Source organism: Rhodoferax ferrireducens T118 (assembly GCF_000013605.1).
Taxonomy (GTDB): Bacteria; Pseudomonadota; Gammaproteobacteria; order Burkholderiales; family Burkholderiaceae_C; genus Rhodoferax; species Rhodoferax ferrireducens.
This window is the reverse complement of sequence record NC_007908.1, coordinates 906,714-927,732: the sequence shown is the minus strand read 5'-3', so window position 1 is coordinate 927,732 and position 21,019 is coordinate 906,714. Positions and strand designations below refer to the sequence as shown.

Annotated in this window: 19 protein-coding genes and 1 pseudogene; 15 read left to right on the top strand and 5 right to left on the bottom strand. The window is 62.0% G+C overall.

The features are described 5' to 3' along the window. From RFER_RS04415 to RFER_RS04395, 5 genes are read left to right on the top strand one after another with little or no spacing between them, the layout of a single operon-like run. A complete protein-coding gene (locus tag RFER_RS04415) occupies positions 1-792 on the top strand; it encodes an ABC transporter permease (protein ID WP_011463208.1) in 792 nt (263 codons plus the stop codon). After that, positions 792-1,097, top strand: a complete 306-nt coding sequence (locus tag RFER_RS04410) for a (2Fe-2S)-binding protein (RefSeq protein WP_011463207.1) — start codon at positions 792-794, stop codon at positions 1,095-1,097. The genes RFER_RS04415 and RFER_RS04410 overlap by 1 nt, the downstream gene beginning before the upstream one ends. Further along, positions 1,094-2,488, top strand: a complete 1,395-nt coding sequence (locus RFER_RS04405) for an NAD(P)/FAD-dependent oxidoreductase (protein WP_011463206.1) — start codon at positions 1,094-1,096, stop codon at positions 2,486-2,488. The genes RFER_RS04410 and RFER_RS04405 overlap by 4 nt, the downstream gene beginning before the upstream one ends. Further along, on the top strand, positions 2,485-3,618 hold the full coding sequence (locus RFER_RS04400; protein ID WP_011463205.1) for an NAD(P)/FAD-dependent oxidoreductase: 1,134 nt from the start codon (positions 2,485-2,487) through the stop codon (positions 3,616-3,618). Before RFER_RS04405 ends, RFER_RS04400 begins: the two co-directional genes overlap by 4 nt. Positions 3,619-3,671: 53 nt before the next feature. Beyond that, the gene (locus RFER_RS04395) at positions 3,672-4,739 is read left to right on the top strand and encodes an ABC transporter substrate-binding protein (RefSeq protein WP_011463204.1); all 1,068 of its coding nucleotides are present in this window, start codon (positions 3,672-3,674) and stop codon (positions 4,737-4,739) included. Positions 4,740-4,807: 68 nt separating this feature from the next. Here the strand turns inward: RFER_RS04395 and RFER_RS04390 are convergent, their stop codons facing one another. Genes RFER_RS04390 through RFER_RS04380 form a run of 3 tightly spaced genes read right to left on the bottom strand, consistent with a single transcriptional unit; the run spans position 4,808 to position 9,256 of the window. Then, positions 4,808-6,484, bottom strand: a complete 1,677-nt coding sequence (locus RFER_RS04390) for a thiamine pyrophosphate-binding protein (protein ID WP_011463203.1) — start codon at positions 6,482-6,484, stop codon at positions 4,808-4,810. Positions 6,485-6,509: 25 nt separating this feature from the next. Continuing rightward, a complete protein-coding gene (locus tag RFER_RS04385) occupies positions 6,510-7,718 on the bottom strand; it encodes a pyridoxal phosphate-dependent aminotransferase (RefSeq protein WP_011463202.1) in 1,209 nt (402 codons plus the stop codon). Between the two features lie 5 nt (positions 7,719-7,723). Then, a complete protein-coding gene (locus RFER_RS04380) occupies positions 7,724-9,256 on the bottom strand; it encodes an L-piperidine-6-carboxylate dehydrogenase (RefSeq protein WP_011463201.1) in 1,533 nt (510 codons plus the stop codon). A gap of 211 nt (positions 9,257-9,467) precedes the next feature. On the opposite strand from RFER_RS04380, the gene RFER_RS04375 reads away from it, so the two are divergent. Next, positions 9,468-10,406: a LysR family transcriptional regulator gene (locus tag RFER_RS04375; RefSeq protein WP_049765724.1), complete on the top strand. Its 939-nt coding sequence runs from the start codon at positions 9,468-9,470 to the stop codon at positions 10,404-10,406. A 155-nt stretch (positions 10,407-10,561) separates the two neighbouring features. Here the strand turns inward: RFER_RS04375 and RFER_RS23925 are convergent, their stop codons facing one another. Continuing rightward, the gene (locus RFER_RS23925; protein ID WP_166485655.1) at positions 10,562-10,783 is read right to left on the bottom strand and encodes a hypothetical protein; all 222 of its coding nucleotides are present in this window, start codon (positions 10,781-10,783) and stop codon (positions 10,562-10,564) included. Positions 10,784-10,949: 166 nt separating this feature from the next. Between RFER_RS23925 and RFER_RS04365 the strand changes: the two genes are divergently transcribed. The 4 genes and pseudogenes from RFER_RS04365 to RFER_RS04355 all read left to right on the top strand — a co-directional run bounded on the left by RFER_RS04365 (position 10,950) and on the right by RFER_RS04355 (position 14,774). Continuing rightward, positions 10,950-12,095, top strand: a complete 1,146-nt coding sequence (locus tag RFER_RS04365; protein ID WP_041790150.1) for a cache domain-containing protein — start codon at positions 10,950-10,952, stop codon at positions 12,093-12,095. Between the two features lie 40 nt (positions 12,096-12,135). Next, positions 12,136-12,735, top strand: a complete 600-nt coding sequence (locus RFER_RS04360) for a DUF4388 domain-containing protein (RefSeq protein WP_011463198.1) — start codon at positions 12,136-12,138, stop codon at positions 12,733-12,735. A gap of 416 nt (positions 12,736-13,151) precedes the next feature. Next, positions 13,152-13,205, top strand: a pseudogene (locus RFER_RS25065) (SEC-C metal-binding domain-containing protein); the annotation flags it as partial. A 45-nt stretch (positions 13,206-13,250) separates the two neighbouring features. Next, entirely contained in the window at positions 13,251-14,774 is a 1,524-nt protein-coding gene (locus RFER_RS04355) for a hypothetical protein (RefSeq protein ID WP_244095801.1), read from the top strand. A 444-nt stretch (positions 14,775-15,218) separates the two neighbouring features. Here RFER_RS04355 and RFER_RS04350 read toward each other — a convergent pair whose 3' ends face one another. After that, complete coding sequence (locus RFER_RS04350) at positions 15,219-15,899, bottom strand: GntR family transcriptional regulator (protein ID WP_011463195.1); 681 nt, start codon at positions 15,897-15,899, stop codon at positions 15,219-15,221. Positions 15,900-16,172: 273 nt separating this feature from the next. Between RFER_RS04350 and RFER_RS04345 the strand changes: the two genes are divergently transcribed. From RFER_RS04345 to pxpB, 5 genes are read left to right on the top strand one after another with little or no spacing between them, the layout of a single operon-like run. Next, entirely contained in the window at positions 16,173-16,916 is a 744-nt protein-coding gene (locus RFER_RS04345; RefSeq protein WP_011463194.1) for a DUF969 domain-containing protein, read from the top strand. A 2-nt stretch (positions 16,917-16,918) separates the two neighbouring features. Continuing rightward, a complete protein-coding gene (locus RFER_RS04340) occupies positions 16,919-17,875 on the top strand; it encodes a DUF979 domain-containing protein (protein ID WP_011463193.1) in 957 nt (318 codons plus the stop codon). Positions 17,876-17,887: 12 nt separating this feature from the next. Beyond that, a complete protein-coding gene (gene pcp / locus RFER_RS04335) occupies positions 17,888-18,556 on the top strand; it encodes a pyroglutamyl-peptidase I (RefSeq protein WP_011463192.1) in 669 nt (222 codons plus the stop codon). A 47-nt stretch (positions 18,557-18,603) separates the two neighbouring features. Beyond that, positions 18,604-19,371, top strand: coding sequence for a LamB/YcsF family protein (locus tag RFER_RS04330; RefSeq protein ID WP_011463191.1), 768 nt, complete (start codon positions 18,604-18,606; stop codon positions 19,369-19,371). Then, positions 19,371-21,017, top strand: coding sequence for a 5-oxoprolinase subunit PxpB (gene pxpB / locus RFER_RS04325; protein WP_041791468.1), 1,647 nt, complete (start codon positions 19,371-19,373; stop codon positions 21,015-21,017). The genes RFER_RS04330 and pxpB overlap by 1 nt, the downstream gene beginning before the upstream one ends. The last annotated feature ends 2 nt before the right edge of the window (positions 21,018-21,019 follow it).

Here is a 21,019-nt window from a genome sequence, read left to right as displayed (position 1 = left end):
ATGCGTAAAAACGGTCCCCTTGCCCTGCTCTTCAATGCCTTGGTCATTGCCTTCATGCTGGCCCCCTTGCTGGTGGTCTGCGTGGTGGCCTTCACACCCGAGAACACGCTGACGCTGCCAACCAGCAGGTTCTCGCTGCGCTGGTTCGAGGCGGTGTTTGCCCACCCCGATTTCATGCAGTCGTTCTGGAACAGCCTGTGGCTGGCGTTGGCATCGGCCACGCTGGCAACGCTGCTGGCGGTGCCAGCGGGTATGGCCATCACCCGCTACACCTTCCCGGGGCGGGGATTTCTGAACGGCCTGTTTTTGTCACCCCTGATCATTCCGCACCTGGTGCTGGGCGTGGCGCTGTTGCGCCTGTTTGCGCTGGTGGGCGGCACTGGCAGCTTTGGCTGGCTGGTGCTGGCCCATGCACTGATCGTTACACCCTACACGCTGCGCTTGGTGGTAGCGGCGCTGGTCGGCTTTGACCGCAGCGCCGAACAAGCGGCGCTGTCCCTGGGTGCCAGTCAGACCCAGATGTTCACCCGCATCACCCTGCCGATGATTCTGCCCGGTGTGACAGGGGGCTGGCTGCTGGCCTTCATCAACAGTTTTGACGAAGTCACCATGTCGATTTTTGTCACTTCGCCCAGCACGGTCACGTTGCCGGTGCGCATGTACATGTACGCCACCGAGTCAATTGACCCGCTGATGGCGGCCGTGTCTGCCTTGATGGTGGCGGTGACCGCGTTTGCCATGATCATCCTGGACCGCGTCTATGGCCTGGACCGCGTGTTGGTGGGGCGCTGATGAACAACAAACCATCACAGCCCTTGCTGCACCGTGTTGCCGAGTCTGGCCGTGCCACCGTGCCATTTACCCTGGACGGTCAGCCCGCCAGCGCGCTGGTCGGTGACACCTTGTTGACCGCCATCCTGACGCAATGCGGCCAGTTGCGCCGCAACGAATTCAGTAACGAGCCACGCGCCGGTTTTTGCATGATGGGTGCCTGCCAGGACTGCTGGGTTGAGACCGCCAGCGGCGAACGACTGCGGGCCTGCTCTACCCTGATTGAGCCAGGCATGGCTCTGTGCACCGGTGGGCCATTCGCATGAAAAAATCATTGCTACAACCCGTGGTCGTTGGCGCAGGCCCGGCCGGTGTCCGCGCTGCGCAAACCCTGGTGGCGTATGGTGTGCGCCCAGTGGTGGTGGACGAAGCGCCTCGTGCCGGCGGTCAGATTTACCGCCGACCTCCAAGCAACTTCAAGCGGCCGGCGCAGACCTTATATGGCTTTGAGGCAGCCCGTGCCTTGGCCGTGCACAGCACCTTCGACACGCTCACCAACCAGATCGATTACCGCCCGGATAGCCTGGTGTGGAACGCTCAGAGTGGATTGCTGGATGTGCTTCACGGCCCGACTCAAACCACACAGCGCCTGCCTTACCAGCAACTGATCGTGGCCACCGGCGCCACCGATCGCGTGTTACCCATTCCCGGCTGGACCTTGCCCGGTGTCTACACCCTGGGCGGCGCCCAAGTCGCGCTCAAATTCCAGGGCTGTGCGATTGGCCGCCAGGTGGTGTTCATGGGCACCGGCCCACTGCTGTATCTGGTGGCTTACCAATATGCCAAGGCCGGTGTCAATGTGGCAGCCGTGCTGGACACAGCAAGACTCAGCGACCAACTGTCCGCCATGCCCGCCCTGTTGACGCAGCCTGCCGTTTTGTTCAAGGGTATGTATTACGTGGCCTGGCTGCGCGCGCAGGGTGTGGTGCTGCACAGCGGTGTGCGCCCGTTGCATGTCCTTGGCCAAACGCGGGTGCAGGCAGTGGTATGGCATGACGGCGAAAAGGAACTCACGCTGGCTTGCGACGCGATCGGCTTCGGCTACGCCTTGCGCTCCGAGACTCAATTAGCCGACTTGCTGGGCTGCCAATTTGCCTTTGATCCACTTCAGCGGTCCCATTTGCCAGAGCGCGACGGCGCAGGCCGCGCTAGCGTTGCAGGGGTCTACCTGGCAGGAGATGGCGCAGGCATCATGGGGGCCGACGCAGCCGAATGGGCTGGTGAGCTTGCCGCACTGGCCTTGCTGACAGACAACGGTGTCGCCGTCGACAGCGCCCGGGCCCGGGTACTGGAACAAAAACTGCGTCAATTGCGGCGTTTTCGAACTGGCCTGGAGCGGGCTTTCCCGTTTCCGCAAAACTGGGCCGCCCAGGCACCCGACGATCTGGTGGTGTGCCGTTGCGAAAACATCACTGCCGGCGAATTGCGCCGCACGGCGCAGACCAGCGGTGCAGATGAATTGAACCGACTCAAAGCCCTGACCCGTGTCGGCATGGGCCGCTGCCAGGGTCGCATATGTGGCGTGGCGGCGGCAGAAATCCTGGCGCAGGCTACCGGTCAGTCCGTCGAGCAGGTCGGCCGCCTGCGCGGGCAGGCCCCCATCAAACCGATTCCCATCCATCTTGTGCACGCGTCAGCACCAGGAGTCAATGCATGACAGTCAAGCCCATCCAGACTGATGTGGCCATCATGGGCGGCGGCATTGTCGGCAGCTCTGCAGCGCTGGCCCTGCGGCGCATGGGCATGCAGGTGGTGCTGCTCGAGCGTGACCTGTGCGGCTCTCGCTCCAGTGGCGTGAATTACGGCGGCGTGCGCCGGCAGGGTCGCCCCTTGAGTCAGTTACCCCTGGCGCAGCGGGCACACCGCATCTGGGCCGAACTGCCACGTTTGATTGGCACCGACGGCGAATACCAGCGTAGCGGCCATTTCAAGATTGCGCGCAGCGACGCTGATCTGGCCGCCCTGGAGCAGTACCGCACGCAGAGCCAGGACTTTGATTTGGGTCTCGAAATACTGTCTGGCTCGCGGCTGCACACGCATTGCCCGTGGCTGGGCGGCAAGGCCGTAGGCGGCTCGTTGTGTGCCGAAGACGGACAGGCCAACCCGCGCCTGGTATCACCTGCCTTTGCATTGGCGGCCCAACGCGCCGGGGCGCAGATCTTTGAGCGCAGTCCGGTCGACGAAGTCACTCACGATGGGCAGCTTTTCACCCTTCGCTCGGGTGCTGCGCTGCAAGTGCAAGCCCCAATGCTGATCAATTGCGCAGGGGCCTGGGCCGGTGACCTGGCCGCACAGTTTGGTGAGGCCGTGCCTCTTTGCGCGAGGCACCCGGCAATGGCGGTGACCGAGCCGTTGCCGTTCTTCATGGTCTGGAGCCTGGGCGTCGAGGGTGGTGGCATTTACTGCCGTCAGGTCGCGCGTGGCAACCTGGTGCTGGGCGGCGGCTCCGGCGTGGCGCTGGACGCTGACCGAGCCCGATCTGGACGTGATGCCATCGCTGCCCTGTCGGTGCAGGCCGTGGAACTTTTGCCAGCCTTGCGCCATGCCCACTTCATCCGAACCTGGAGCGGCACCGAAGGTTATTTACCCGACCGTCAACCGGTACTGGGCCTGAGCCAGACCACGCCCGGCCTGATCCACGGCTTTGGCTTCTCCGGAGCCGGTTTCCAGATTGGCCCTGCTGTCGGGGAAGTACTGGCTGAGTTGGCCCGCGATGGCCGCAGCAGCACGCCCATTGAAGCCTTTTCCATTGAACGTTTTCTCCCCGCCCACGCTGGTCCAGCGTGACACCAGCCCCCTTGCACCTTCCCGTTCCCACCAACCCTTGAAAGGACTCCGCCATGTCACAAGCTTTCCGCTCCCTTCCATCCACCCGAGGTCTGTTGGCCGCGGCTGCGGCAATCGCCCTGACCGCCAGCAGTGCCGCCAGTGCCGACACCAAAACCATTTACATCGGCATGAACGGTGGCACCATGGAGAAGGCCTACACCCAGTACGTGTTTCCGGCTTTCGAAAAAGCCAACAATGTCAGGGTGGTCGTGGTGCCCGGCACCTCGTCCGACATCTTGGCCAAAGCCCAGGCCAACAAGGACAAGCCGCAGATGCATGTGATGTTTCTCGACGACGGCATCATGGTGCGTGCCATTGGCATGGGTCTGTGCCAGAAGCAGCGTCCCAGCCCCGTGCTGAGTGAAATCTATCCGGCGGCCCGTTTCAAGGACGATATGGCCACTGGCGTCAGCCTGGGCATGACCGGCCTGGCCTACAACACCAAGATGTTCAAGGAAAAAGGCTGGGCGGCGCCCACCTCCTGGATGGACCTCGCCGACCCGAAGTTCAAGGGCAAGGTGGTGTTCCAGTCGGTGTCATCCTCGTCTTTTGGTTTGCACGGCTTCCTGATGTTCAACCGCATCCAGGGTGGCACTGACAAAAACGTGGAGCCCGGCTTCAAAGCCTGGCCGACCATGATCGGCCCCAACGTGCTGGAGTACATCCCCAGCTCCGCCAAGCTCTCTGAAATGGTGCAAACCGGCGAGGCAGCCATTTTCCCGTTAACCCCGACCTCGGTTGCCGCCTTGAAGGTCAAGGGTATTCCGGTGGAATACGCCCAGCCCAAGGAAGGCTCGGTGGTACTGATGGTGGGTCAGTGCGTGATTGCCAACAACAGCGAACCCGAGTTGGCCCAGAAGCTGACCGAATTCTTGTTGAGTCCGCTGGCACAAGCCAATGTGCTGCAGTTTGGGGCCCAGATTCCGACCAACCCGAAGGCACCCGCGGTGGGTGATGGCGTGAAACAGGTCGCCGACATCACCAAGTGGATGAAAACCGCCGTCACCCTGGACTGGGACAGTGTCAACGCCAACCGACCGACTTGGAACGCCCGCTGGAACAAGACGATTGAGCGTTAATCAGGTTTTTGCTTACCTGACAAGGCCGCCTGCGGGCGGCCTTCTTATGCAAACGTCGCGTTGCGAATCTATCGGGCTGCGGCCAACGCAGCACCACGAATGCCATCGAGCGTGCTGGTCGGGGTGATGGCTTGCGCGTCCAGCAGGCAGTGCAGGATGGCCGGTTTGCCGCTGGCCCGGGCACGTGCCAAAGCGGGCGCGAACTCTTCGGTCGTGGTGACGCGTTCACCATGGCCGCCAAACACCTTTGCGTAGCCGCAGAAGTCGGGGTTTTTCAGCTGTGTGGCGCTGACGCGGCCGGGGTAATTGCGCTCCTGGTGCATGCGGATGGTGCCAAACATGGCGTTGTCCAGCAGCACCACGATGATGGCCAGGTCATATTGCACCGCAGTGGCGAATTCCTGGCCATGCATCATGAAGTCGCCGTCACCGGCAAACACCACCACCTCGCGCTGCGGCCAAAGGCGCTTGGCACCGACACCGGCAGGCAGGCCGTAGCCCATGGAGCCGCTGGTGGGTGCCAGTTGGCTGGCATAACTGGTGAATGGCCAAAAGCGGTGCACCCAGGTGGCAAAGTTGCCGGCACCGTTGCAGAAGATGGTGTCGGCCGGCAGGGTGGCACGCAGGTGTTGCATCACCTCGCCCATTTGCAGCGGGCCGGGGATGCGGATGGGGGCCGGGTCGCTCCAGCGCAGGTAATCTTCGTGGGCATCAATGGTGGCTGCAGCCCATGCCACCGGGGCTTTGGGGCGCAGCGTGCACACGGCTTGAGCAAAAGCCCGCGGTGTAGCCTGGATGGACTGGGCAGCACGGTACAGCTTGCCCAGTTCATTGGCATCGGCATGCACATGGACCAGATCTTGCTGCGGTGCAGGAATGCCCAGCAGTTCGTAGCCTTGAGACGGCACTTCGGACATTCGCCCACCCAGCAGCAGGATCAGATCCGACTGGCGGATGCGTGCCAGCAGGCGCTGGTTGGCCCCCAACCCCAAGTCGCCAGCGTAGCAAGCGTGATTCGCGCTGAACAACATCTGGCGACGGAACGAGCAAAAAACCGGCAGTGAAAAGGCTTCGGCAAAGCGGGTGAACTGCTGCACCGCGGCATCTGACCAGCGGCTACCACCCAGAATCACCACCGGACGCTGCGCGTTGGCCAAGCGCTCTTGCAGTTCCGTCAGTTGCGCCGCCCCGGGGTGGATTTCAGTCACTGTATAGGGCAGGGCATCGGCCACGCTCGCCGCTTCTCTCAGCATGTCTTCCGGCAGGGCAATCACCACCGGGCCAGGGCGGCCAGAGGTGGCGACGTGAAAGGCGCGCGACACCAGCTCGGGCAGGCGCCTGGCGTCATCAATCTGCACCACCCACTTGGCCATGCTGCCAAACACTGCGCTGTAATCCAGCTCCTGAAAGGCTTCGCGCCCCAGCGCCTCGCGCGCCACCTGGCCGACAAACAGCAGCAGCGGCGTTGAGTCCTGATGCGCAATGTGCACGCCTGCTGCCGCATTGGTGGCTCCGGGGCCACGGGTGACAAAGCAGATGCCAGGCCGCCCGGTCAACTTACCTTGGGCCTCGGCCATCATGGCTGCGCCACCTTCCTGGCGGCACACGGACACGGTGATCGACGCGTCGTACAGGGCATCGAGCACGGCCAGAAAACTTTCGCCGGGTACGCAGAACAACTGCTGAACGCCGTGCACGAGGAGTTGGTCAACCAGAATCTGGCCACCGGTGCGAGAGGATGTCATGAGAATATTTCCAGAAAATAGAGGTTCAGCGCAGTGCGGCACAAGCGGCGTGGATGCGGGCACAAGCCTCTTCCAGCTGCGTCATGGCGGTGGCGTACGAGATACGGAAATACGGCGCCAGGCCAAATACCGTGCCGGGTACCACAGCCACATCAAAGTCTTGCAGCAGGTAGTGGCAGAAGTCGGTGTCGGTGTGCAGCTGCACGCCGCCGGGTGTGTGGCGTCCCAACACCCCGGAGCAACTCGCAAAGGTGTAGAACGCCCCCTCCGGCGTGCGGCAGTTCAGGCCGGGCGTGCGGTTCAACGCGGCCACCACAAAATCCCGCCGCGCCTGGAACGAGCTGCAGCGCTCGGCTACGATGCTTTGCGGCCCGGTCAGCGCCTCAACCGCGGCGGCCTGGCTGATGGACGAGGGACAGGATGTGGACTGGCTTTGTACTACGGCCATGGCCGCAATCAGGTCCTTGGGACCCGCGCCATAGCCCACGCGCCAGCCTGTCATGGCATAGGCCTTGGAGACACCGTTCACCGTCAGCGTGCGGTCGCGCAAACCAGGTTCCACGGCAGCCGGTGTGGCAAAAGCCAGGCCGTCGTACAGGATGTGTTCGTAGATATCGTCGGCCAGAACCCATACTGCGGGGTGGCGCAGAAGCACCTCGGTGATGAGTTTGAGCTGTGCTGCGCTGTAGGCCGCGCCGCTGGGATTGGAGGGTGAGTTCAAAAACACCCAGCGCGTGCGTGGCGTGATGGCCGCCTCCAGTTGCGCCGGCTCCAGCCGGAAACCTTGCGCCTCGCTGCAGGGCAGCAGCACCGGCACGCCGCCGCAGATCTGCACCATGTCGGCATACGAGGTCCAGAACGGCGTGGGCAAGATCACCTCGTCACCCGGATTGATACTGGCCATCAGTGCGTTGAAGATCACCTGCTTGGCCCCGGCGCTAACGCTGATCTCGTTTAACGCAAAGGTCAGCCCGTTGTCGCGCTGGAATTTGTGCTGCACCGCCGCCTTCATGACCGAGCTGCCGTCCAGTACGGTGTAGCGCGTCTCACCGCGCTCCAAGGCGCGGATGGCGGCCTGGCAGATGTTGTCGGGTGTGTTGAAGTCGGGCTCGCCCGCACCCAGCACGATGACCGGGCGCCCTGCGCGCTTGAGCGCGTTGGCATGGTCGGTGATGCGCAGGATTTCAGACACGCTGATGGCACGCACTCTTTGTGCGGATTGAAATGAAGTCACGCGGCTCAACCTCCAATGTTGAAGGTCACACCTTGTGCCAAAGGCAGCGCGGTCGAATAGTTGATCGTATTGGTCGCGCGGCGCATGTAGGCCTTCCAGCTGTCAGAGCCCGATTCGCGGCCGCCGCCGGTTTCTTTTTCGCCGCCAAATGCACCGCCAATTTCGGCGCCACTCGGACCGATGTTGACGTTGGCAATACCGCAGTCCGAGCCCGCGCTCGACATAAAGCGCTCGGCCTCGCGCATGTTCAGCGTGAAGATGGACGACGACAGGCCGGCGCCCACCGCGTTGTGCCAGTCAATCGCCTGGTCCAGCGACTCGTAGCGCACCACGTACAAGATGGGCGCAAAGGTCTCGCGCAGCACCGGGCCGGCGTGGTGGTTCAGCTCCACCAGGGCCGGACGCACGTAAAACGCATCGCCACCGGCAAGATCTTCCACCCGCGCGCCGCCGTGCACCGTAGCGCCCAGGGCGCGACTTTCTTCCAGGGCTTTTTGCATGCCGTCAAAGGCGGCGCGGTCAATCAGCGGGCCCACCAGGGTGCCAGGCGCACGCGGGTCACCCACCCGCACCTCGCCGTAGACCTTGGCCAGTTGGGGCACCAGGGTGTCGTACACGCTGTCGTGCACAAACAGGCGGCGCAGCGTCGTGCAGCGCTGGCCCGCTGTGCCCATGGCGGCAAAGGCAATGCCACGCAAGCTCAGGTCCAAGTCGGCAGTGGGTGTAACGATGGCGGCATTGTTGCCGCCCAGCTCCAGAATCGCACGCGCGAAGCGGGCTGCCAAGCGCGGCGCCACGGCCTTGCCCATGGCGGTGGATCCGGTGGCCGACAGCACCTTGACGCGTTCGTCGTCTACCAGTACTTCGCCGATATCGCGTTGGCCGATCAGCAGCTCCAGCAGGCCCTCGGGCGCATCACCAAAGCGTGCCAACGCGCGCTGGGCAATCGCCATGGTGGCCAGGGCGGTGAGCGGGGTTTTCTCAGAAGGCTTCCACACCACGGAATCGCCCGCCACCAGCGCCAGCGCGGCGTTCCAGCACCACACCGCCACCGGGAAGTTGAAGGCCGAAATCACCCCGCACACGCCCAGCGGGTGCCAGGTTTCCATCATGCGGTGCTCGGCGCGCTCGGTGGCAATTGTCAGGCCGTAGAGCTGGCGCGACAGGCCAACGGCGAAGTCGCAAATGTCGATCATCTCCTGCACTTCGCCCGCGCCCTCGCTGGCCACTTTGCCGACTTCCAGCGTTACCAGCAGGCCCAGATCGGCCTTGGCAGCACGCAGTTCTTCGCCCAGCAGGCGCACCAGCTCGCCGCGGCGCGGTGCGGGGACGTTGCGCCAAGCCAGGAAGGCAGCTTGGGCACGGGCGATGACGGCTGTTGCCTCGGCAGGCGTGGTTTGAGGCAGCTGGGCAATCGTGTCGCCGGTGATGGGCGAGTGCACGGCCAGCGCGCCGCCGGTGTAAGCCGTACGTGGCACGCCCAGACGTTGCAGCAATTGGTCAACTTCGGACGCGAGAGAGGTGAGGGTTTGGGGCATGGGGCAATTACATTGAAGGAAAAGAGCTTCCACTATCCCCGAATCCAACGCGCTTGCATAGCGATATATTGGAAGAACTTAATGCAAAAATGGAATGAACTTGCCACGATGAGAATTTACCTGCATCGACCGCCAACGCACGCATTAATTGGGCGGCAGCCAATCCATGCGTCGGTTCCATGTGTAAGATTCATTCTCAAGATGCATGACCATGTTTCGTAAAACCTTTTTACCACCCATTGCCGACCTGCTGGCTTTCGAGGCCGCCGCGCGCCACACCAGCATTTCTCGTGCGGCGGAGGAGCTGCACCTGACGCAAAGCGCCGTGTCGCGCCAGATTCGGCAACTGGAGACGCAACTCGGCATGGCCCTGTTTCACCGTGTCCGCCAGCGCGTGGTGTTGACCGACGCAGGTCGGGTCTACGCGGCAGACGTGCGAGCGGTCTTGCAGCAGCTCTCCGGCGCAACACAAAAAACCATGACTTGGTCCGACGGTGCAGGACTGCTGAATCTGGCAGTGCTGCCCACCTTGGGAACACGCTGGCTGATTCCACGCTTGGGTGATTTTGCGGCACATTACCCGAGCGTGACCGTGAACATGGCCGCGCGCAGCGAACCCTTCGACTTCTCACTGGTGCCACTGGACGCGGCCATCCACTTCGGCGCGCCGCACTGGGCAGGTGCAGTGTGTGAATATCTGATGCACGAGCAGGTGGTGCCAATGTGCAGCCCCGGCTATCGGGCCCAGCACGGCATCACACAGGTGCAGGACTTGTCCACAGTTGTGTTGCTACAGCAAACAACGCGCCCCACCCAGTGGGCCGACTGGCTAGGGCAGGTCGGGGCCGACGGCGTTTATGCCTTGCGTGGTCCTCGCTTCGAACAGTTTGCAATGATTGCGCAGGCCGCGGTGGCGGGTCTGGGCGCGGCGCTGCTGCCACGCTTTTTGGTGGAAACCGAGATCGCCTCGGGTGCGCTGGTCGAGCTATTCCCCCAGGCATTGACCAGTACAGATGCCTACTACTTGGTCTACCCCGAGTCGCGCGCTCAGGCTCCACTGGTGCGCGTATTTCGCGACTGGATTCTGGAACAATGCGCTCGAAATCTCTCACGCCAAGACAGGCAAAGTAGCAACCAAACGCCGGCATAGGCGCGGGCTTTCAAATTGTGAGCTGCTCAAGGCAGCGAAATACGCCACACCCGCTCGGCACCATAGGCTTGTGCGTACAGTGCCGTTACTGTCTGAGTGAAATATCAGTCGTGGTGGTGGACGACGCCGGAACCACGCCACGCCCAGCGCGTCCGTCAAAGGTAGCCACTGGCGCTGACCTCCAGCACCTCGCAGTTTTGTACCACTCGCCTTGCCCAGTGGCTTGCGGGTCGATATGGCACAAGGTTGATGCTGATCAAGGAAGTCCAGAAATCCGACGGCAGTGCACGTGGTTTTGCTGTCTCGCGGTGGTTAGACTCACCGGCGGCTTCTGCCCAGATTGGCTTCGTGCGCTTCAAGGTGGTTTCCAGTTTCAACGGACCGATTTCAAAAGAAGTTGGCTTTCTTCAGTGCCCGTCCAGGTCACACTGAAGGTGATCTGGAACAAAGCGATTTCGGTTTGCAGTCGAAGCACAGACGACTATCACCTGGGAGGGGCAACTCATGAGTCTCGCAACGTTCAAGGGAAGTATTCGAGTCAAGATGCTGGGCGGCGTGCTGGCCCTCGAAATCTTGCTGGCAGCCTGTTACGCGGGCGTTCTGTATTACTCTGCGAGTCAGAGTATTAATTTGAATGCCCAGAAGGCGGTAGAGCAATCGCAAGGCGTTTTCGACCTTCTGGTGCAGAACGATGCCAAGATGCTCGGTGCGGCCATGGATTCCTTTGCCACCAATGCTGCGGTCAGCCAAATCTACACCGAGCATCAGGATCGGCAGGCGCTCATAGCTGCCGTGCAGGATATCTATCGCAGCAACAAGTCCCGCTACGGCATCACACACATGTACTTCATCGACAAGAACGGAACGTGCTTTCTGCGCGCGCATTCGACAGGATTATTTGGTGACGCCATTGACCGTGAAACATTCCTGCGCGCTCGCGCGTCGGGACAAGAGGCGAGCGGGATCGAACTCGGCAAGACTGCTTTCGCGCTGCGCCGGGTCATGCCTTACCTCCACAATGGAAACGTGGTGGGCTACCTGGAATTCGGCGAGGAGATTGACCATTTTGATCGTCTGATGAAGAAGCAAACCGGTATTGATGTCGCCGTTCTGGTGGAGAAGAATTTTCTCAATGAAGACGATTACCGGGGTGCCCTGAAGGCGAAGAACCAGATCGATAACTGGGATGCCATGAAGGACTATGTCATGGTCAGCAGCACCATGAACGACCTCAAGACGGCGGCTTCTGTGACCTCGGGTGCGGAAGTCCATTCGGTCAAGACCCCCACCTATCTGGGCACGGTCGCTAACGGTTCTTCCACCTTCGCGCGCGGTGCCTTCCCACTCAAGGACTCGGCGGGAAAACAGGTCGGTGTCGTGCTGGCGCTGAGTGATGTGACCGACCAGATTCACAGCCAGCGATCAGCGATGCTCTACCTTATCCTTATCACGGTGGTGATTTCTGTATTGAGCTTCATTGGGGCGCTGCTGTACCTGCGGGCCGCGATTATCAATCCTTTGGTGCTGCTGGCACAGCAGGCCAACGACATCAGCATGGGCAACGTCGACAAAAAACTGGAAACACAGAGGCAGGACGAAATCGGGCTTCTGATCCACGCTTTCGAGCGTATGAGACTGAGCTTGAAGAAGTCCCTGTCCATGTTGACCAAGAGAGCCGAGCAAGGCTGATGGGCTCCCCTCGCTAATTGGGGCATCGGGCACGACGAGCATGCGCGAACATCAACCGCTGAGCTACACCGAATTGATCGGGGAGTTGCACGCACTGGTGGCCGCAGGGTGTACCGGAGTGATGTTCATACGGACCGAATCAGACCATTCAGTGCGCATTGGTTTGCAGAACGGGAGGGTCGTTTCTTGCAACTATCGCATGTTCCAGCAACAGAAGGCGATCTCCCTCATCCGTCAGATTCGATCCGGAAAATATGCCTTCAAACAAGGTGTTCCGAGCCTCGTATTTGGCGAGGCGCTGCCCGCCAATTTCGATTTTTTCAGGGAGTTGGCGGGCGAGCCATCGCTATCGCCCCTGGTCGCGCGACAGGAAGGCGCAGCGGGTGCCACCGACTTGCGGCTCAGCGGCGGCGAACTGTTCGAAGCCGTTGTGCATGAACTTACCGTCTATCTGGGGCCGATCGCGCGCATGGTGGCCACGGAGTATGAGCAAGCCCTGCGCTCTGCCACCAGCGGCGAACAAGTCCGAGCCGTGGTGTTCCAGTTGGCGCAGGAGATTGGCGAGGCCCAGCCGGCCAATGAGTTTGAGACACACATACTGAGCTTGGTATCAAGTTGGCAATGCCCGGTTGACAGTTAGCCTGAAAGCAAGGACGTGGTCTTTGATGTCGTCGGGCAGGCAAAGGCGCAAACGCCTCGCTGCTGTTCCCTCGGGGAAAGCCTCAATTCTTTGCGACGCAACTAGTTCACGCTGTATCGATACCTCGGGGGCAATTGCTTTGGTTTGCTCCAGTTCTTCCTGAACCATCGCGCTTATTTGTGCGGCAGAGTCGCTGAGCATGCGGGCAAAGGCCCAGGCAGTTGATGGGACTTTGACTGCCATGGGCCATCAGCGGACCTCGCCAAGTGACCGCTTCGCGTTCAGCTAATAAGCATCGACCAAGTTAAGCCTAGCGCTGTCGGCCACCTCGATTTACTGCGCGCACGACAACAACGCGCTCGGGGTTATCAGACCTACTTTCTGGCAAACTGGTGCATATGAGCAACTAGTTCGGTCGAAACGATCCCTGCCCGTGCGGTAGCGGCCGCAAGTTCAAGAAATGCCACGGGTCCATCGACAGTCTCGACATGCTGCGAAGGCTCAATAGCCCCCGCATGCGTCAAGAACTTCAGACGATGGTTGCCCGTCGTGAAGCCCAAGAATTTCAGCGACGGGAGCAGCAAGGACTTGGCAAGCCGATCATCTCCACGCAGTTCCAGGATCGCAGAGTCGTAGCCGTCGGGCGAACGCTCCATTTTTCAAAAAAGTGGAAGACGTTTCATGACTTCCTGAACGACTACCCGAAGATCGTCCTGGGCAAGGACTGGTGGATGTCCGAGGTGGGCAAGCCCCCGAAAGAACGCCATCGCATTCTCACCTGGGCGGTTCGCAGTTCTGAACAAACGAAAGCTCAGATGGAGCAGAAGGGGCCAGGTGTTTCTCAGCCGATAACGGGAGCCATTGGTTCCTATGTGCGCTTTGCGTACGACCTTTACGGCCTGAAGCACGCCGTCGAGGTCCAGAAGCTGCTGATCAACCGAATCAAATGCCCGGAGAATTTCCCCGGCGCGCTGTATGAGGTGCGAGTCGCCGCCGCCCTGCTCCGGGCGGGCTTCAGCTTGCAGCCCCAGGATGAAACTGACAGACGCACTACCCATGTCGAGTTCATTGCTACGCACGCGGCGTCGGGTGCAACCTACACTGTGGAGGCCAAGCGGCGAGAAGGCATGCGGATGAAAATCAACAGGCAGATGCACCGTGCCCTGAGCAAGCAGTCAGATCATCCTCGCATTGTCTTCATTGACACCAACGACGGGCGTTTGGAACTGGGCAGGGAGCGGCCCAATCCGGTTGCACTTGTGGAGGCTGAGAACCTGCTCAAGTGCTATGAACGAGACCCGATTGGAAAGACCCTTCCGCAGGCATACGTCATCGCCACGTACGACCCGGAGGAGCATCACCTTGATGCTATTGACCTACCTTACGGAATCCTGCTCTGGGGCTTCCATCTGGAAGACTTGAAGCCAGGGCTGAAGACCCTGCCGCAACAAGTCGAAATGAGGCGACGGCATGCGCCAATCTTCGCGCTGCTGGAATCCATGCAGAAGCACCGCCGTATCCCAGCCACATTTGACGGAGAGGCTGAGGCGTTCTTGGGCGGCTCTCCGGAGGTACGGCTACAAGTAGGGCAGCGCCTTGAGGTCCCAGGACCTGACGGAACGCAGATCGAAGGGACGCTAGAGAGTGGCATCGTCATGCCCGAATGGAAAGCCGCATCGTGCGTGGTTTGCAGCGATGATCAGCAGCGATTCATTGTCCAGATTCCCTTGACGGATGAGGAGCTTCAGGCCCACGCGCAACACCCCGCCACATTCTTCGGCGTCATTGACCGGAACGCTGGCCGCACGAGTCCGAAGACTGCCTTGGATTGGTTCAACTTCTTCTGGGAAACCTACTCGCGTAGTACAAGAGAGAAGCTGATCGAGTTCATGGAGCGCGCTCCTGACATTGAACGACTGAAGGAGATGACTCAGGAAGCCTTGGTCACCGAATACTGCACGCGAATGGCCGATTCAATAATGCGGCGCCAGACTTCGGATGCAGACGTGGTCTCCTCCTCAAAACCCGCCGCGCCGTAGTGACTGAGAACCATTGGCAACGTAACCCTTTAATCAACCGGAAATTCTTCCTCGATCCGATTCATACCAGTTATTTCCAACGCTGAACGCCCGCTTTCCTCTTGCGAGATTGGCTGTCGAAACGTCCGCTTCGGGTCGAAATCAGATGTCAGTTTTGGTATGAACTTCCGCCACTGGCCGAGACTGACAGTTGACGCCTGTCTGGTCAATGTCGGCAATCACAATCCAGACGGTCTCCGATAAGTTCACAACGTGCTCGTTTATGTCCGCTTTCAGGCGTCAATTCCTATAGATGTCATGTCCCCTATGGATCGGTTGCCGGCCCACACGAACGGCGGCTGACCGGAACCTCAGATCATGCAATTGAACTGCCAGAAAGCAGGCACTGGTGACCATACGCCGCGCTTTTCTCCCATTGCTGGTTGAGCGGACCATCAATGGCAATTACTCGAAGCTTCCTGTGTCGGAGAGGTGCCGGGCATAAACAGCCAGAACAATGCGCTCGGAGTGCACCAGATATTCGTTGAGCGTAGTGGCGCTCTCCTGCAGCTTGCCCGCCTCGAACAACTCGAGAATCTTCACGTTGCTCTCGACATACGGCGCGTGCAGAAATTCCGGGTCCTTGAGCAGGCCGAAAGCCAGCCGCAGCTCGGCCAGCAGGTGCGAGAACATGACGTTCAGCCGCTCGCTGTCGGCCAGCTCGACGATGGCCATGTGAAACTCCATGTTCGCGGTCCCCACGCCCTGCCAGTCTCCGGCGTCGCGGCACTTGAGCGCCATCTCGACGGCCTCGCGCATGTGCTTTTTGGCCGGATGGCGCGGGTAGGCCTGCGCCAGAGCCTGGCACTCGATCAGGCGGCGCACACGGTAAATGTCGATGATGGAGGCGATGCTGGGAATCGCCACCGACACGCCGCGGTTCGGCGCATGCCGCACCAAGCCTTCCTTGGTGAGGATGCGAAAAACCTCACGCAAGGTATTGCGCGAAATCTCCAGGCTCTCGCTGAGGGCTGCCTCCGACAGGCGCTGGCCGGGCGAGAACTCGCCTTTCACAATCTTCTGGCGAATCAGATCGGCCGTACGTTCGTTCAGTGTCAACGTGTTCGCCGGGAGTTTTTGTGTCATACCTAAAGAGAAGTGACGGCAGCATGCAGCACGGCCGGTGATTCGCAGCCCGAGGGCCAAAGTGGATGGCACTTTTTACCAGATTTCAAGCGCCATCCCGCCCTGTATCAGGGTTTATACCAATACATAAGGCCTATTATTGCTGCACACAATCTCATCATTGAATGACAATTAAGCATAAATTGTTGCGTCATCAAACTTAATTGTTCAACAATATATTTCTGAACAGCGATTTTTATTGGGTTTATCGATCGGTAATAAAGGAAGTTCAACATGATTCATGATGTCAATCTGTGGCCGCTCATTGGGGTAGCGGTCATCATCGCGGGCTTCATCCTGCGCTTTAACCCCATGCTGGTCGTGATCATCACGGCCATCGTGACCGCCTTCGCGGCGGGTTTTCCTGTTGACAAGATGCTGGCCACCATCGGCACCGGGTTCATCAAGACCCGCAACCTGCCGCTGATCATCCTGTTGCCGCTGGCGGTCATCGGTCTGCTGGAGCGCCACGGGCTGCGCCAACATGCGCAGGACTGGATCAGCCGCATCAAATCGGCTACCGCCGGGCGCCTGCTCCTCATTTACCTGGGCGCACGCCAGCTCACCGCCGCCATCGGTCTGACCAGCCTGGGCGGGCATCCGCAGATGGTGCGTCCGCTGCTGGCGCCCATGGTCGAAGGCACGGCCGAGGTGCGCTACGGCAAGCTGCCCGAGCACATTCGCCACAAGCTGCGCGCCTATTGCGCTGCCACCGACAACGTGGGCCTGTTCTTCGGCGAAGATCTGTTTGTGGCGTTCGGCGCCATCGTGCTGATGACCACCTTCCTGCATGAAGCAGGCATCGATGTTGAGCCTTTGCGAGTCGCAGTGTGGGGCATCCCGACGGCCATCTGCGCCTTTGTCATTCACGCCTGGCGACTCAATCGCCTGGACAAGATGTTGGCGCGTGAGTTGGAACAACTCGAACCAACCAACCTGACGGTCGGCGCTGCCAGCGCAGCGGCCAAGGGAGTCTGATCATGATCTTGTCCATCCAACACCTGTACTACCTCGTCGGCGCCATTCTGGTCATCACGGCCGGCATGACGCTGGCCGACGCCAGCCATCCCAAGCGTTATTCCAGCGCCTTGTTCTGGGGCCTCTACGCCCTGGTGTTCCTGATCGGGGAGCGACTGCCGCCGATCTGGGTCGGCGTGGGCGTGGTCGTCATGGCGCTGATCGCCGGCTTTGGCGGCGTGGGCGCGGGTCACCATCGCGCACGCTCGGCCGCGCAGTACCTGGCCAGCGCCAAGCGGCTGGGCAACCGGCTGTTCATGCCGGCACTGGCGATTCCGCTGGTCACGGTCATTGGCACCCTGTCGGCCAAATACCTCAGCGTGGGCGGCCTGCCGCTGATTGACCCCAAAAACACCACGCTGGTGAGCCTGGGCATCGGCTGCGTGATCTCGTTCGGGCTGGCCTGCTGGCTGACGCAGGAAAGCCCGGTGCAAGGCATCCGTGAATCGCGCCGCCTGACGGACGCCCTGGGCTGGGCCCTGGTGCTGCCGCAGATGCTGGGCATGCTGGGCCTGGTGTTTTCGGACGCGGGCGTGGGCAAGGCCGTGGCCTTTGCCACGACCAGCTACATCAACATGGACATTCGGTTTGTGGCGGTGGCGGTTTACGTGATCGGCATGGCGCTGTTCACCGTCGTCATGGGCAACGGCTTTGCGGCGTTCCCCGTGATGACCGGCGGTGTGGGCGTGCCCATTCTGTTCGGCGTGTACCACGGTGACCCGGCCGTGATGGCCGCCATCGGCATGATGTCGGGCTACTGCGGCACCTTGCTCACACCCATGGCCGCCAACTTCAACATCGTGCCCGCCGCCTTGCTGGAGCTACCGGACAAGAACGCGGTCATCCGGGCGCAGGTGCCAACGGCGCTCACCTTGCTGCTGGCCAATGTCTTCCTGCTGAACTTTTTGATGTTCCGCTGACAAGGACGCGCCATGCCAGCCGCTGCCCCACTGCGTATTTTGCTCACCGGCTTCGAGCCCTTCGAGCGCGATCCCGTCAACCCGTCATGGGAGGTGGCGCGCGCGCTGGACGGTTCGTCTTGTGATGGCGCCACGTTGCATGCCGTGCAATTGCCGTGCGTCTTTGGCCCCGCCATCGAGCGCCTGGATGAGGCGCTGGTCCAGTGGCAACCGCAGCTGGTGCTGGCGCTGGGACTGGCGGGCGGGCGCAGCGAGGTGTCGCTGGAGCGGGTCGCCATCAATGTGATTGATGCCCGTATTGCCGACAACGCGGGCCAGCAGCCGATTGACGCCCCCGTGATTCACGGCGCACCGGCAGCCTACTTTTCGACGCTGCCGATCAAAGCCATCATGCGTGACTTGCGCGCCGCCGGGTTGCCGGGCGCGGTGTCCAACACCGCAGGCACCTTTGTCTGCAACCAGGTGTTCTATGCCTTGATGCACCGCCTGGCCAGCGAACCGGCTTGGTCGCAAACCCGCGGTGGGTTCATCCACCTGCCTTATCTGCCCGAGCAAGCGGCCCGCCTCCCCGGCGCGCCCAGCATGGCGCTGGCCACCCAGGTGCAGGCGCTGCAGGTGGCGATGCGCACCGCCCTGTCCGTGCGCGTTGACGTGCGCGAGAGCGCAGGCCAATTGCATTGACCAACGCTGCCTGGCCCAGCGGCCGCGCAGCCCTTCTGGAGTGACATATGAAAATGGATTTGAACAGCGACCTGGGTGAAAGCCTGGGCGCATGGCGCATGGGCGACGATGCCGCCATGCTGGGTATCGTGAGCAGCGCCAACGTGGCCTGCGGCTTCCACGCGGGCGACCCCGCGGGGGTGCTGCGCACGCTGCGCCGGGCGCGTGACAACGGCGTGGTGGTGGGGGCGCATGTGGCGTACCGCGACCTCATCGGTTTTGGCCGGCGCAATATGGATGTGGAAAGCGCCGACCTGATCGCCGACGTGATCTACCAGATTGGCGCGCTCAAGGGCCTGGCCGCCGCGGCAGGCACCAGCGTGCGTTACGTCAAACCCCACGGCGCGCTCTACAACACCATCGCCCACGACGCCCGCCAGGCCCATGATGTCATCACCGCCATCCGCGAGGTAGACCCCCGCCTGACGCTGGTGGCGCTGGCCGGCTCGCCGCTGCTGGGCTGGGCGCAAGACCAGGGCCTGCGCGTGGTGGCCGAAGCTTTTGCAGACCGTGCCTACACACCGGCTGGCACGCTGGTGTCGCGGCGCGAAAAAGGCGCCGTGCTGCATGATGCCAAGCTGATTGCCGAGCGCATGCTGCGCCTCGTCTCAGACGGGGTGATTGAAGCCATCGACGGCAGCCTGGTGGCCATTGCGGCCGACTCGATTTGCGTGCATGGCGACAACCCCGACGCGGTGGCGGTTGCCGCCCAAGTGCGCACCCGTCTGACGCAGGCCGGGGTCAGCATCCAGTCCTTTGAAGTCGCGGCGCCATGATGCGTTTCCTGCCGATCAACTTGAACGCCCTGCTGGTGGAGCTGGACAACCTGGAGCAAACGCTGGCCCTGCTGGCCTCGCTCAAGAACGAGCCGATCGCCGGCGTTGAAGAGCTGGTGCCTGCGGCCCGCACCATTCTGATCAGTTGGCGTCCGACCGCCTGCTCCAGGGCAGACCTGGTGCGCGAAATCAGCCAGCGTGATGTCAGCGCCCGCGCCCAGCGCGGCGGCACGCTGATCGAGATTCCCGTGCATTACAACGGCGAGGACCTGGCCGATGTGGCCCAGCTGCTGGGCATCACGCCCGAAGAAGTCATCCGCCGTCACACCGGCAGCGAGTACACGGTGGCCTTCACCGGTTTTGCGCCGGGTTTTGCGTACCTGAGCGGCGGCCACCCCAGCTTCAACGTGCCGCGCCGCAGCACCCCGCGCACCCGCATTCCGGCCGGGGCGGTCGGACTGGCGGGCACGTTCAGCGGCGTCTATCCCCAGGCCAGCCCGGGCGGCTGGCAGATCATTGGCGTCACGCCGACGGCGATGTGGGACCTGGCGCGTGACGTGCCCGCGCTGCTGCAGCCCGGCTACCGGGTTCGGTTCGTGAATATTGCTACTATTTCAATAGCTGAAGAAGCAGTATTTACGGGGGCTAGAGGCCAAAAACAATTGGATACTTTGCCCCCCCAAGGCCCCACCCCGGACCTTGGCAGCGCCGCGCTGGAAATCCAGTCCCCCGGCCTGCAGACCCTGTTTCAGGATCTGGGCCGCAGCGGCCAGGCCGGGCAAGGCGTGTCGGCCTCCGGCGCCATGGATCAGGCCGCGCTCAAGGCCGCCAACCGCCTGGTCGGCAATGCCTCCAACAGCGCCTGCCTGGAAACCGCCAGCGGCGGCCTGCGCCTGCGCAGCCGGGGCGACACGGTGGTGGCCGTGACCGGGGCCGATGCGCCCCTCACCGTCACCAGCGCCAACGGCACCCATTGGCAGGCCGAGCGTTACCAGCCTGTCGCGCTGGCCGATGGCGACACGCTGGCCATCGGCCAGCCGCAGGCGGGCATTCGCACCTACCTGGCCGTGCGCGGCGGTTTTGCCGTGCCGCCGGTGCTGGGCAGCTGTTCGACCGACACGCTGGCCCATGTCGGCCCCCCGCCGCTGGCCGTCGGCGATGTGCTGCCGATCCGGCCCGTTCATCATGGAGCGGTGGTGGGCCTGCGCGAGGAGCCGCCCGCCGACCTGCCCACGACGCAGGAGGTGGTCACGCTGGACGTGGTGCTGGGGCCGCGCACGGACTGGTTCACGGCCGAGTCGATTGAGCGCTTGCGCAGCCAGCTATGGCAAGTGACACCGCAGTCCAACCGCGTCGGCCTGCGTTTGGCGGGCGAAGTGGCGCTGGAGCGGGCCGTGCCGGACGAATTACCCAGCGAAGGCACCGCGTGGGGTGCGATTCAGGTTCCGCCAAGCGGCCAGCCGGTGCTGTTTCTGGCCGACCATCCGCTCACCGGCGGCTATCCCGTGATCGGCTGCGTCGCCACCTACCACCTGAACCGGGCCGGACAGATTCCGGTCAATGCCTGGGTGCGTTTCAACCCCATTCGTGACTTTGAACCGTCCACCGCTGTGGCCCGCGACACCGCCTCACCAACCGAACACTGATA